The organism is Streptomyces sp. NPDC033178 (assembly GCF_055577685.1).
Genome location: NZ_JBVIPT010000007.1, coordinates 409,655 through 422,620 on the forward strand (window position 1 = coordinate 409,655; position 12,966 = coordinate 422,620).

A 12,966-nucleotide genomic window follows, 5' to 3' on the forward strand; every position below is an offset into this window, starting at 1 on the left:
AACCCCTACGAGGCTATGGGGAAGGCGATGTCGCACACCTCGTCCTCCGGGCCCGCGTCGTCCCAGTCCGTGAAGTAGATCTCTCGGCAGGGGCCCGCGGAGGTGTGGCCTTCTTCGGTCAGCCAGGACTCCACCGCCTCGTAGGCGGCGTGGATCTGCGGGTTGGCGACCTGGGCCTTGGTGATGCGGGTGTAGGCGATGCGGTGGGCGGGTTCGAGGCGGGCCGTTGTGTTCCAGGCGCGGGCGTGCTCCGCGGCCCAGGTGCGGGCGGCGGCCGGGTCGGCGACGGGGACGCAGGACTCGACGGGGCCGTCGCTCTCCTGCGAGACCTCGGAGTAATAGACGACGAACGGGGAGCCCGTCGTGCCGCCGCACTCCTCGGCGGCGGCCTCCAGCCGTGCCAGTGACGCCGGGATCCAGACGGGCAGCTCCTCCACGAGGGTGTGCCTCTTCTCGGTGATGACCCACTGCTCCGGTACGTCCACGGTGTGGACCTCGAATGTCGCGTACAACTCGGAACTCCTTCCGGAAAGCCGTCCACGGAGGTAGTGCGCGAGTGTCCGCTGCCCGGCGAGGCGTTCCTCGACGTCCGCCCAGTAGGCGGTCACGAGGTCCGCGGCCGCCTGCCCGTCGGTCTCCTGCCGTTCCACGACCTCGGCGATCCGGGCGAGCGGCATGTCGAGTCCGCGCAGCAGGAAGACCAGGCGGGCCCGTTCGACCTGGGCGGCGCGGTAGTAGCGGTAGCCGGTCGTGTCGTCGACGTGCGCGGGGCGCAGCAGGCCCAGCCGGTCGTACAGCCGCAGCGCCTTCGGCGAGAGCCGCGCACGGGCGGCGAACGCGCCGATCGTGAGCAGGCCCTCGGCCGGGGGCAACGCGTTGGTCGTGTTGGTCACGGGTTCCACGGGCCCATCCTCCGTCACCGGGCGACTGCCGCCCGGCGGGGAGGACGGTGCTCCTTGCCCCAGGGGCAAGGTCAACCGACGGGAGCCGCTGTGTCGGGCGCCGGCAACCGACGGGAGCCGCCGCGTCAGGCGAGGTCGACCGACGGGAGTTGCCGCGTCAGGCGACCAGTGCCTCCACGGCCGCCACGACCTCGGCCGACTCCGGCTCGGTCTGCGGCGAGAAGCGGGCGACCACCGTGCCGTCCCGGCCGATCAGGAACTTCTCGAAGTTCCAGCGGATGTCACCGCTGTGCCCCTCGCCGTCCGCGAAACCGGTGAGCCGCTCGTACAGCGCGTGCCGCGCGTCCCCGTTCACGTCGACCTTCTCGGTCATCGGGAAGGTCACGCCGTACGTCGCCGAGCAGAACTCCGCGATCTCCTCGGACGTGCCGGGCTCCTGGCCCATGAACTGGTTGCAGGGCACCCCGAGCACGGTGAAACCCTGCGCGGCGTACCGCTCCTGCAGCCGCTCCAGGCCCCCGTACTGAGGGGTGAGGCCGCACTTGGAGGCCACGTTGACGATGAGCACGGCCTTGCCCTTGTACTGCCCGAGGTCCGCGGAACCGCCCTGCAGGGCATCGATGTCGACGTCGAGAACTGAGTCAGTAGTCATAAACGGATGCTAACTCCGCTCCGAAGAGGCACGGGCGGCGCCCCGGTCACCCTGGGCCCCGACGAGAACCTCGCCCGCGGGGGTGCGGTAGTAGAGGACCGACCGCCCGGAGCGCCGCCGCTCGACGAGCCGGGCGTCGAGCAGGACCTTGAGGTGACGGCCGACCGAGCCGAGCCCCTGGCCGGTGACGGCCACCACCTGGCTCGTGCTCATGGGGGAGTCGAGCAGGACGAGGACACCCGCCCGTGCCGCCCCGAGCAGCCGGCTGAGGCTCTCGGGGGCGCCCGCGGCCGTCGGCCCGGTGTCCGCGAGCGCACCCGAGCACGGGTACACGACCGCGTACCGGTCGGGCTCCTCCCACGACACCCAGCCCTGCCGCTGCGGTGTCACGGGTACGAAGATGAGCTCGGCGCCGGAGATCTCGCGGGGCGGGTACTCGTGGAGGTTGATCTGCAGCCGGTTCTCGCCGAGCCAGCGCATGCCCGGCCGCATCGCGTCGAGGGCCGCCGCCCAGCCGCCCTGGCTCAACTGGGCGGTGCGGGCGACGACATCGGCTTCGAGCACGCGACGGCGACGGGGCCAGTAGGGGCGTACGGCCTCGGTCCAGACGTGGGTGAGCAGGTCGGCGGCGCGGTCGGGGAGGTCGTCGCGGTCCTGGAGGATGCGGGGGAGCGGGCCGCGCAGGGCGACGGCGAGGTGGGCGCGGGCCGCCTCCGGGGAGGTCTCCCGCACCCGGGCGACCTCGGTGTCGAAGTCCTCCTCGCCGCGCGGGGTGGGCGTGAGGAAGTCGGCGATCCACTCGGGCCCGAGCCCGGCCCGGACGAGGGCGGCGGTGACTGGATCGGCGGCCAGCCGTCGTTCGTGGTCCGGCAGATGGGCCCCCAGCCAGGCCCGCTCGCCCGGGTGCGCGGCCGTCCCCGCCCGCAGCGCCTTCAGACAGGCGAAGGTCTCGGCGAGCGGCGAGAGCACGAACCGGCTGCCCGCGAGGGTGTCGGCGTTGACCTGCCACCAGCCCACGTCAACGGCCTCCTCTGTGTCGGTTCGCCGTTGCTTTTTCCCTCTGGCCCCGGCTGTCTGTTTCGCGCCGGCGCGAAACTCTACCGGCCGCTTCGGCCCCGGTCCGAGACTCCGGGCATGCCCATGACGTCGTACCGGTCCCTCTTTCGCACCCCCGGGTTCACCCCGCTCTTCCTGGCCTCCTCGGCGCAGGTGGCCGCCCAGACGATGAGCGGTCTCGCGCTCGGCACGCTGGTCTACCGGGCCACGGACTCGCCCCTGCTGTCGGCCCTGAGTATGTTCGGCCCGTCCCTGGCCCAGGTGCTGGGCGCGACCACGCTCCTGTCGGCGGCCGACCGACTGCCGCCCCGGGCCACGCTGACGGGCACCGCGCTGGCGTTCGCGGCGGGTACGGCGGCACTGGCGGCCCCGCTGCCCCTGTGGGGGATCTTCGCCCTGATCCTTGTACTGGGCCTGGTGGCGTCCCTGGGCGGCGGGGTCCGCTGGGGCCTGCTGAACGAGATCCTGCGCGAGGACGGCTACATCCTCGGCCGCTCGGTCTTCAACATGGCGAACGGGATCACCCAGGTCGCGGGGTTCGCGACGGGAGGCGTCCTCATCGCGTTCCTGTCCCCGCGCGGCACGCTGCTCACGGCGGCGGCCCTGTACGCGACGGCCGCCGCGGTGTCCCGCTTCGCCCTGACCGCCCGCCCGCAGAGATCCAAGGGCCGCCCGTCGGTGCGCGAGACCCGGCGCACGAACGCGACCCTGCTCGCCGCCGGCCCCCGCCGCCACCTGTTCCTGGCCCTCTGGATCCCCAACGGCCTGATCGTCGGCTGCGAGTCCCTCTACGTCTCGTACGCCCCCGACCACGCGGGCCTGCTCTTCGCCTGCGCGGCCCTGGGCATGCTGGCGGGGGATGTCACGGTGGCCCGCTTCGTGCCGCCCCGCCTGCGCCCGCGACTGGGCGTGCCGCTGCTCCTGCTGCTGGCGGCCCCCTACGTGTTTTTCGTCCTGCACCCGGGTCCCGCTCTGGCGGCCGCCCTCGCCACCCTGGCCTCGGCCGGCTTCGCAGCGAGCCTCCTGCAACAGGAACGCCTCATGGCCGCGACCCCGCCCGAACTGTCCGGCCACGCACTGGGGTTGCACTCGTCCGGAATGCTGACCATGCAGGGGGTGGGAGCGGCCCTGGCGGGCGCGACGGCCCAACTGACGTCACCGGGCACGGCGATGACGGTGGTGGCGCTCGCGTCCGTCACCGTGACCCTGGTGTTGACGGTCATGGGCGGGCGGGCGTTCGTAGGGGGAACCGCAATCGGTCCTGGCAGCAAGGGAGTGCACGCGCGAGACACTTGTCGACCGGCTGTGGTGGAACGTGATCCCGGCGGGATCGTGTGATGCGAATCCATCGCCCGGGAGTCTGATCAGCGGCAGGATTGAGCGGTATTCGACACGTCGGGGGGAACCGTGGTCACGCCGTACAGCTCCGAGGAGTGGCCGTCGCGCAGTCTGCTGGGGGTGCTTTCGCCGCCTGTGCGTCAGGAACTGCTCGGTCTGGGCGTCGAGGTGAGGTTCGAGGCGGGGACGGTGCTGCTGAGTGAGGGCGCGCGCGACAGACACGTCCTGTTGCTGCTCTCCGGTTTCGCCAAGGTGACCGCAACCGTGGAGAACGGCGAGACGTCCCTTCTCGCGGTTCGGGTCGGAGGCGACACGGTCGGGGAGATGGCGGCCATCGACGGAGCGCCGCGCTCTGCCACGGTGACAGCCTGCGGGCCGATGGTGGCACGAGTGCTGCAACCCGGTGTTCTGCACGGCCTGCTGATGCGGCGCCCTGAGGTGGGCGTGGCCCTGACCGGGATCGTCGCGGACCGGTTGCGCTGGGCGAACCGGCGGCGTCTGGACTTCCGCGGCTATTCGGCCAAAGTGCGGCTGGCCCGGCTCCTGGTGGAGCTCGCCACCGCCTACGGGCGCCCGGAGGAGGGTGGCATGGTCCTCGGCTGCCGGCTGACCCAGCCGGAGATGGCTGCGCTGACCGGCGCCGCCGAGACCACCATCCACAAGGGACTCCGCGAACTGCGCGAGGACGGTTTGCTGGAGAGCGGATACGGCTCGACCACCATCTGTGACCTGCCCCGGCTCAGGGAGCTGGCGCAGTTGGCGCACGAGGACTGAGGCCCGGCGCCGCCGGGCACGGAGGCGGGGCGGGGCAGGCACAGGTGAGGTCGCGTCAGGTCAGTATCGGGCGCAGCACCACGAACAGCCCGGCGCTGGTGCCCATCACGGCTGTGCAGACCACCGCTGCGGTGAGGTACCGGTACTTGCGCAGAGCGACACGGGCGAGGAACCGGACCGTGTGCGACAGCTCCTTCCGGTCTCCGCCCTCGCCGGCGTCCGAGCCCTCGGCGGGAAGGATGTCCGGGCCGGACGAGAGATGGACGAAGCTGTATCGGTTGGTGCCGGTGGGGCGGAGTATCCGAGGCCGCAAGGTCGCCGCCAGGCAGCCCGCGCCGCCGAACAGCCCGCAGAGGAACAGGGCGAGCAGCGTCCCGGCGAGCACCCCCGCCGCTCCGCCCCGTTCCACGGCGTGTGCGGCCTGTCGGCTCCATGAGTCCGCCGTGCCGACCAGTGCCACCTGGGCGGCGGCAAGGATCCCGGCCTTGGTGTCCGCGTGCTGATGCGTGGTCTGCAGGGCGCTGAACATGTACTGCGCGGGACGGCCGTCGGAACCGGCACCCGTGTGCGGCATGGCTGTTCTCCTCGGGTCGGTGGGCGCCGACCCGTCCGGCAGGCCACGCTCCAGCCCAGTAGGCGCCGACTCCGTTGTAGGAACCAGTCACTTCTATGGATTTCCGCATCGTGGCCGATGTGGCTGATCCCGTATTTCCACGGGATCCGAGTCCTGCGGTCCCTGTACGACTGGCGGTACCGGCGTCCGCATGTGGGGGGAGCGGACGCCGGTCTGTCCGAGATGTCCACGAGGATGGCCTCGGATTTTTCTACTGCCAGGTAGTAACTCCATTGATCAGGCGGGGAGTTGGGGCGTGCGGCATCCTTTCCCTCCCGACGGCACGGACACGAGGGGTGTCATGACGGTGAACGGCGTAGGTGGACCGGGCGGCATGGGGGCGTTCGGGCGCAGACTGCTGCTGGCGGTCGACGCGAAGGGGTACGGCGGCGTCGACGTACTGACGCAGACGCAGTTGCAGGAGGCCATTCAGCGACTGCTCGGGCAGGCGGCCGCCGCGGCCGGGCTGGAGCGGGAGCGGTGGGTGACGCAGGTGGCCGGGGACTCTGTGTTCGCGGTCCTGCCCGAGGGAGCCTCCGAACCTCACCTCGTCGATACGTTCATGCGCAGCCTGGACGCGGGCCTTCGGGCCTTCAACCATGGGCGCCTGCCGGAGGTGTGGCTGAGGCTCAGGGCGGCCGTGCACTTCGGCACGGTGTCGCCGGCGGCCAACGGGTTCGCCGGCAGGGCCCCGGTCGAGATCGGCCGGATCCTCGACAGCGCGGTGTTGCGATCCGTCCTGGCTGCGGCACCGGACGCCTGTCTGGCTGTCGCGGTCTCGTCCACCGTCTTCAACGACGTCGTCCGTGAGGCGTACACGACCATCCGGGCACAGGAGTTCCGCGAGGTGGGAATCGAGGAGAAGGAGTACACCGGGGCGGCGTGGATCTGGGTGCCCGGATACGACGCCCGGGGGCTGGATCTGGACGGCGTGGGTCCGAGTGCCCCGGCAGGCCCGCGAGGCGGGGGTGGTGAAGCGGTTGCCGCGCGCCCCCAGGGTGCACCAACTGCCCCTGAAAACATGGTGGTTCAGCATTTCCACGGAACCGTCAATGCCGAGGACGCCGTCTTCGGAATCTCCAAGTGACACCGAGTGACGGCCGAGGATGAACGAGGAACAGCGCGAACAGCAGGGTGAACACTCCCGGCGCCCTGCCGGGCAGGATCAGGAACAGACGACGCCCGAACCCGAACCCGAACCCGAACCCGAATCAGGACCCGGACCTGCGGACGACGGTGGCGCGGACTCCGTGAAGGGCTCGACGGAGGGCGACGCGGGGGAGGGCGACGACACCGCTGACCCCGTGGATCCCCCCGAGGCAGAGACAGAGGCTTCCGCGAAGGACACGGCCGCCCCCGATCCCGAGCCCGCTCAGGTCCACCACAACAACGTGTACCAGTTCTTCAACGGCTCCCTGGACGCCCGGCAGGCCCGCTTCGGTATCGGGGGCGCGGAGCCCGGGAACGCCCGTCGGCGAGCCATCGGCCGCATCGACGCCGGTGAGGCGCACGCACTGCTCGCGCCGTACGTCGAGCCGCCCTGCTTCGAGACGGCATTCCGTGCCCTGCAGCGGGACGGTGTGGTGGTGCTGGCCGGTCCGCCCGGCTGGGGCAAGCGATCGGGTGCGGTCAAGCTCCTGAAGGAAGTCACCGGGGGAGTGGAGTACGTCGTGCTGTCGCCCGACCGGAGCCTGGAAGAGCTGGCGGGCCGTCTCACCTTCGCGCCGGGCATCGGCTACGTGCTGCTCGACCGCATGGATGAGGGAGCGTCCGGGACGGTCGACTTCGACTGGCGGCGGGTGCGGGACAAGGTGCGTGAACAGGGGGCGCACCTGGTCGTGACCACCGTGCATCCGGTCGAGGGGCAACCGCCCGAGTCGGTGCGCCATGTGGACTGGGAGGTCCCCGACCTGGCCGACGTGGTCCGCGTTCGGCTGCGGCAGGCAGGCTGCGACGACAAGGTGGTCAAGGAGGCCGTCGATCAGCTGCCCGCAGGGTGCCGGATCGCGGAGGCCGCGGCGGCGGCCGAGCGGATCGCGCGGGGCGGCGACCCCGAACGGGTCTGGCCGGAGTACGGCAGCAGCGCGGCGCAGCCCGTCCGCGAGTGGTTCGTCGCGGACCGCTCGCTGCAGGAGATAGCCGAGGTGACGACGCTGGCCTTCGTCACCGGCGCCGGGCGCCGTGACTTCGAGTCGGCCCAGACCCTGCTGGAGCCGTATCTGGCCCCGGCTTTCCCGGACGTACACCCCGCCGGGCAGAAGGCCGCCGCGGACGGCGACCAGGAGGCGGCCGCGCCCCGGCCGTACGTCGACCGGCGGCGCTCCCTGAGCCGGAACGCGCTCGCCGCCGCAGAGGAGCAGAAGCACGGCTCCCTCAGCCGGACCGTCGTGGTGTTCCCCAGCCCGCAGTACCGCCTGTGGGTACTTCAGGAGCTGTGGAAGAACCACTCGACGTCGTACTGGAACGGTGTACGGGACTGGTTGACACACCTCGTCCGCATCGAGCCGGACGGTGGCCTGCACCTGTCCGTCGCCTCCGGCCTGGCGCTGCTTGCCCGGCCCGCCTTCGACGAGGTCGCCGACTCCTACCTGAACCCCTGGGCGCGGGGCGAGGCAGGGGCCAACGGACAGTCCACGGCGACGATGGTGCTGTGGTGGATGTGCTTGGACGAGACTCTCGGCGCCACCGCGCTCACCATCGCCCGCGGCTGGGCCCAGTCGTCGCACCCGCGGCTGCGGTCGACCGCCGCGTGGGCGTTCAGCGGGGAACTGGGCGTCCGTTTCCCCACGGACGCCGTGCAGTGGCTGTGGCGTCTGATCAGCCGGAGCGGACCCGGGTCCAGGGCGGCGATGTACGCCCTCGCCGACCTCGTCGCTGTCCTGGCCGAGGGACGGCAGGACGCGAGCGTGGTCTTCCGGGCCCTCGCGCACCGGCTGAGCCTGCAGCGCGGCACCGCGGTTGCCACTCATCTGAAGGAGGCCACCTTCGACACCGTCATGGCTGTCCTGACGGTGCGTGACCTGCGGACAGGACGTCCCGTGTGCGCCGAGCTGGCCGACCAGCAGCCACAACTGACAGCCAGACTCGGAGAGTTGTGGGCCGGAGCAGTGTGCAACCGGCCCCGGCGGGCCGCGGCGCTGCGTGCCCTGTACGACATGCTGCGCGCACTGTCGGCCGCGAGCGAGGATCCCGAGTCCGTCGCGCGGCGCGTGGGCAGGGCCGTGGGTGCCGAACTGCAGCATCCCGAACGCGGCTTCCTGGAAGCGCAGTTGCGTCCGGTCGCTGCCCGCTCCGACGACGCCGTTGCCGCACGGCTCGTCAACATCTTCCTTACCGCTGTACTGATCACGGAGGACTGACAGACATGGCTGAGAAGTATCCCCTGGTCGAGCAGCGGGAGTTCGGGCGGGCGGAGAAGCGCGTCGGCCTGCTGCGCAAGCGTGCAGTCAGGGGGGACGATGAGCTGCCGAAGCTCGCCGCACACGAGGTGCGGGTGTTCCGGGTCGGTGAGGACTACGTCGAGGACAGTGGCCAACTACAGTCCGACGACCGCGTGTTGGTCGCGGCTACCTCCGTCACCGTCGTCGACCGCAGCGTCGGCGTGCCCGTCGTGGTGGAGATGCGGATCCCGTCCGCCGAGGCGGGAGACTTCACGGTGCGGACGACCTTCCACTGCACCGTCACCGACGCGCGGGCCGTCGTACGGGACGGTGTCACGGATGTGGAGGCGCTGCTCCTCGGCTATCTGCGCGGCATCCCCGGCCTGGCCGAGGAGGGCGGTGACCTGCCGATCGTCGATTCGGCCACCGTACGCCGCCGGGTCGACGCCCGGCTGGCCGCGTACCAGGAGATGCAGCCGCCCGCCGTCTCGGGCCTGCGGGCCCAGTCCGGCGCGGTGGACGTCCTCACGCCCGAGGAGCTCGCCGCCCATGTGCGCGGGGTCGAGGAGGCCCGGCGCAGGAGGGACCGGGAACGCTTCGAGGAGGAGCTCGCGCTGGAGCGGGCGCGCGCCGAGGCCGAGAAGGCCCTCTTGGAGGAGCGGCACCGTCAGGAGCTGGAGAAGTTCCGCCTGCAGTACGAGCGGGGCTCCAGCGCCGAGGGGCAGCAGCACGACCTCACGATGAAGGCGCAACGGAACCGGTTCGACCGGGACCAGGTGGCGGACGACCTCCACGTAATCGGCAACGACCCGACCGCCACCGACTTCTACGCTTTCCACAAGGGGGGCATCTCGGCCAAGGAGCTCTCGGAGCAGCGGCGCCAGGACGAGGCGCGACGCCACGAGAAGGAGGACGAGCTGGCTCGGCTCGAACGGGAGTACCTGGAGCGTCGGGAGGCCGTCGAGCGGGAGGACACCCGATACCGGCTCGAACGGGGCGACCGGATCCGCGAGTCGCACCAGCAGAGCACGCGTGAGGACGGCCTCCGGGCGCGAATGGAGGCGCGGGAGGACGAGAAGCATCTGCGCGAGGAACAGCGCGCGTGGCGTGAGGACGTGCTCAAGGTGGAGCACGACCTCAAGACGCGGGCCATCAACCGGGGCCACGGCGATTCCTCGCATGTCGAGATGGACTCCCTGATCAAGGTCAACAGCGCACAGTACGGGCCCCAGGCACTGGAACAGGGTGTGCAGACGGCGCAGGCGGAGCGCCTCGATCAGCCCATGGCCGGCGGCACCGACGACGAAGCCGCCGCGGTCAACGACGCCGGCAAGGACGACGGCGCTGCCGACGGCGACATCGGTTCGGCCGGACTGGAGGAGAACCTTGGCGACTGACGCACCGGTCCGGCCGGCCGACGCGGTCTCCGAGCCACCCGTGCCCTTCCGCCCGGCGTACCCCGACCGGAACCGGGCGGCGGTCCTGCTACGCCGGATGATCGGCATCCGCGAGGATGTTCTGGACCATGTGCCGGAGGAACGCCCCCGCTTCACGCGGTACGGCGTCGTCGTCCTCAACACCGCGCTGCTCGCCGGTGTCTCCATGGCCGTGGCGTTCTCCATCTACCGCGGGGGCCTCCCGCTTCCGGTCGTGATCGCGGTCGCCGTGGTCTGGTTCTGGGTGATCCTCGCCCTGGACAGCTGGCTGGTGTCCACCACCCATGGCGTACCGGCCGGGCGCCTGCTGCGGACGCTGCTGCCCCGCCTGGTCATCTCCCTGCTCCTCAGCATCTCCATCGCCGAGCCGCTGCTGTTCCAGATCTTCGACAAGGAGATCCGGGCGGAGATCGCCGTGAGCAACGACAAGGAGATGGACCACTACGAGGGCATGCTGACGCACTGCAACCCGAAGAACGGCGATGAGGACAGGAGCGCCGGATGCCGTGACTTCCAGCTCGGTGTGGCGGACTCGCCGGCCGAGCTCAGCAGGCGGATCAAGGACAACGCCGCTCGGACCGCGGGCATGCAGACCAAGGTCGACCGGATCAACAAGACGCTGAACGGCAAGATGGCCACTGAACGGCGCGAGTGCGGCCGGGACAAGTGGATCTGGTACGGCCCCGGCCTCGCCGACGTCACGGAGACCTGCGAGCGCGCCCGTGCGGACTCCTCCTCGTACCGCAAGGCCGGACGGATCAAGGAGTACGAGACGCGGCTGGCGGACCTGACGGAGGAGGGCCTCACTCTGACCGCTCAGCGGGACAAGGTCGCCGACTCCTACGCGCCGGCCCTGCAGCGGAGTATCGAGACCGCGGTGCAGAAGCGGCAGTCCGAACTCGCCGATGACGGCCTCCTCACCCGCGCCCATGCGCTCGAATCCGTCGCCTGGAACGACTGGTTCGCGGCCTTCTTGTTCATCGTGCTGCACTTGTTGCTGCTGACCGTCGACGCCATGCCTGTCCTGGCCAAGCTGATGAGTGGCTCCACGACGTACGACCGACTGCTCGCTGCGCGCTTCGAGACGAGCCGCCGGATTCATGCCGACGACCTCCAAGTGCAGTACGCCTGTGCCGAGATGGAGCACGAGGTGCAGCGCCACCGCATCCAGCAGGAGACGACCGACCGGATGCAGAGCCTTGAACACGACCACCGTCTTACGCAGGCCGAGCGCTCCCTGCGCCTGCGCACCGAGCTGGACGCCCGGGCCGCGAGGATCCTCCGCGGCGACCGTCACTGACAGGGAACGATGTAGTCCCGCGCAGTCGTTCGGGCTGCGCGGGACAGGGTGTTCCGGGTACGGCCGGCAGGGAGCGTCGTCGCGTGACTAGCGCGCCACGAACTGCGTGAGGATCGCCTGGACCTCGTAGATGTCCACGCCCTTGGTGAAGGTCTTCTCGATCGGGGCCGGGGTGCCGGAGATCCAGATCTTCAGCTCGGCGTCGAGGTCGAAGTGGCCCGCGGTCTCGACGGAGAAGTGGGTGATGCTGCGGTAGGGGACGGAGTGGTACTCCGTCTTCTTGCCGGTGATGCCCTGCTTGTCGACCAGGATGAGACGGCGGTCGGTGAAGAGGATGGTGTCGCGTATCAGCAGGTACGCCGCGTACACCTGCTCGTCCTGCCCGAGCAGTCGCGCGTAGTCGTGCTGGGCCTTCGCCGGATCGATGGTGTGCGCGTTCCCGAACAGCGCCATGATGTGCCCCCGTTGGATGTGTGGAACCGGATGCGGACCGGATCGTGATGTCACAAGATCCTCACACTGTAGGGCAATCGGGGCACCGTTTCAGGTGAGGTGGTCGGCGGTCACCACCAGCTTGCCCCGGGTGTGGCCCATGCGGATGAGCTCGTGGGCGTCGGCCGCCTTCTCCAGCGGGAAGGTGCGCGCGATCTCCACCCGGACCCGGCCGTCGCCGGTCATCCGCCCCAGCTCCGTGAGGTCGTCGGCGCAGGGGCGGGCGAATACGTACTGCCCGCCGAGCGCGGTGACCTGGGGGTCGGCCACCGACACGAGACGTCCGCCGGGCGCGAGCAGGTCCGGCGACGCCCGCAGGGCGCGTTTGCCCGCCGCGTCGAGGACGGCGTCCACCCCCTCGGGCGCGAGCGCCCGGATCCGTTCGGCCGACGCTCCGCGGTAGGCGACCGGTTCGGCGCCCAGTGAGCGCAGGAAGTCGTGGTTGCCCTCGCTCGCGGTGCCGATGACACGGGCGCCCAGCGCCACGGCGATCTGTACGGCGAAGACGCCGACCCCGCCCGCGGCGGCATGCACGAGCACGGTGTCGCCGCGGCCGACGCGCAGCCGGTGCACCAGGCTCTGGTACGCGGCGAGACCGGACAGCGGAAGCGCGGCGGCCTCGGCCCAGCTCAGCCCCGGCGGTTTGGGCACGACGGTGCGGACCGGGGCCGAGACCACTTCGGCGAAGGTGCCGCGGCCGAGGAGGTCGGGCCAGACGAACCCCATCACCTCGTCGCCGGGCGCGTACTCGGTGACCGCGAGGCCGGTCCGCTCCACCACTCCGGCCAGGTCGAAGCCCGTGACGACGGGGAACACCGTCTCCATCATGGGCGCGAGCAGTCCTTCGCGGGCCTTCCAGTCGATGGGGTTCAGCGCGGCGGCCCGCATCCGGACGAGGACGTGGTCGGGGCCGAGCACGGGTTCGGGGAGGTCGTCGTACTCCAGGACCTCGGTGCCGCCGAAGCGCCGGAAATGAACCGCCTTCATGGGTGCCCCCGTCTACCGCTCGTCCGTACCGCTCGT

Annotated in this window: 12 protein-coding genes; 6 read left to right on the forward strand and 6 right to left on the reverse strand. The window is 70.8% G+C overall.

The features are described 5' to 3' along the window. Window positions 1-5 precede the first annotated feature (5 nt). The 3 genes from ACZ5VQ_RS20350 to ACZ5VQ_RS20360 all read right to left on the reverse strand — a co-directional run bounded on the left by ACZ5VQ_RS20350 (window position 6) and on the right by ACZ5VQ_RS20360 (window position 2,571). On the reverse strand, window positions 6-902 hold the full coding sequence (locus ACZ5VQ_RS20350; protein WP_469106095.1) for a MerR family transcriptional regulator: 897 nt from the start codon (window positions 900-902) through the stop codon (window positions 6-8). Window positions 903-1,059: 157 nt separating this feature from the next. Further along, on the reverse strand, window positions 1,060-1,554 hold the full coding sequence (locus ACZ5VQ_RS20355; protein ID WP_362080846.1) for a glutathione peroxidase: 495 nt from the start codon (window positions 1,552-1,554) through the stop codon (window positions 1,060-1,062). 9 nt (window positions 1,555-1,563) lie between these two features. Then, window positions 1,564-2,571 (reverse strand): helix-turn-helix domain-containing protein, encoded by a 1,008-nt coding sequence (locus tag ACZ5VQ_RS20360; protein ID WP_469106096.1) that lies wholly within the window; start codon window positions 2,569-2,571, stop codon window positions 1,564-1,566. Window positions 2,572-2,694: 123 nt separating this feature from the next. Between ACZ5VQ_RS20360 and ACZ5VQ_RS20365 the strand changes: the two genes are divergently transcribed. Together ACZ5VQ_RS20365 and ACZ5VQ_RS20370 are read left to right on the forward strand one after the other, a co-directional pair. Next, window positions 2,695-3,948, forward strand: a complete 1,254-nt coding sequence (locus ACZ5VQ_RS20365) for an MFS transporter (RefSeq protein WP_469106148.1) — start codon at window positions 2,695-2,697, stop codon at window positions 3,946-3,948. A gap of 120 nt (window positions 3,949-4,068) precedes the next feature. Next, the gene (locus tag ACZ5VQ_RS20370) at window positions 4,069-4,722 is read left to right on the forward strand and encodes a Crp/Fnr family transcriptional regulator (protein WP_469106097.1); all 654 of its coding nucleotides are present in this window, start codon (window positions 4,069-4,071) and stop codon (window positions 4,720-4,722) included. Window positions 4,723-4,777: 55 nt separating this feature from the next. On the opposite strand, the gene ACZ5VQ_RS20375 is transcribed toward ACZ5VQ_RS20370, so the two are convergent. Next, entirely contained in the window at window positions 4,778-5,296 is a 519-nt protein-coding gene (locus tag ACZ5VQ_RS20375) for a Pycsar system effector family protein (RefSeq protein ID WP_469106098.1), read from the reverse strand. 295 nt (window positions 5,297-5,591) lie between these two features. Here ACZ5VQ_RS20375 and ACZ5VQ_RS20380 point away from each other — a divergent pair, with 295 nt between their 5' ends. The 4 genes from ACZ5VQ_RS20380 to ACZ5VQ_RS20395 are packed head-to-tail and all read left to right on the forward strand — an operon-like array spanning window position 5,592 to window position 11,451. After that, window positions 5,592-6,422, forward strand: a complete 831-nt coding sequence (locus ACZ5VQ_RS20380; protein WP_469106099.1) for a hypothetical protein — start codon at window positions 5,592-5,594, stop codon at window positions 6,420-6,422. Between the two features lie 19 nt (window positions 6,423-6,441). After that, a complete protein-coding gene (locus tag ACZ5VQ_RS20385) occupies window positions 6,442-8,694 on the forward strand; it encodes a hypothetical protein (RefSeq protein WP_469106100.1) in 2,253 nt (750 codons plus the stop codon). A gap of 5 nt (window positions 8,695-8,699) precedes the next feature. Beyond that, entirely contained in the window at window positions 8,700-10,112 is a 1,413-nt protein-coding gene (locus tag ACZ5VQ_RS20390) for a hypothetical protein (RefSeq protein ID WP_469106101.1), read from the forward strand. After that, on the forward strand, window positions 10,102-11,451 hold the full coding sequence (locus ACZ5VQ_RS20395; protein ID WP_469106102.1) for a DUF4407 domain-containing protein: 1,350 nt from the start codon (window positions 10,102-10,104) through the stop codon (window positions 11,449-11,451). Before ACZ5VQ_RS20390 ends, ACZ5VQ_RS20395 begins: the two co-directional genes overlap by 11 nt. Window positions 11,452-11,538: 87 nt before the next feature. On the opposite strand, the gene ACZ5VQ_RS20400 is transcribed toward ACZ5VQ_RS20395, so the two are convergent. Next, complete coding sequence (locus ACZ5VQ_RS20400) at window positions 11,539-11,904, reverse strand: PH domain-containing protein (protein WP_055615870.1); 366 nt, start codon at window positions 11,902-11,904, stop codon at window positions 11,539-11,541. A gap of 90 nt (window positions 11,905-11,994) precedes the next feature. Further along, a complete protein-coding gene (locus ACZ5VQ_RS20405; protein WP_469106103.1) occupies window positions 11,995-12,930 on the reverse strand; it encodes an NADP-dependent oxidoreductase in 936 nt (311 codons plus the stop codon). Window positions 12,931-12,966: the final 36 nt, after the last annotated feature.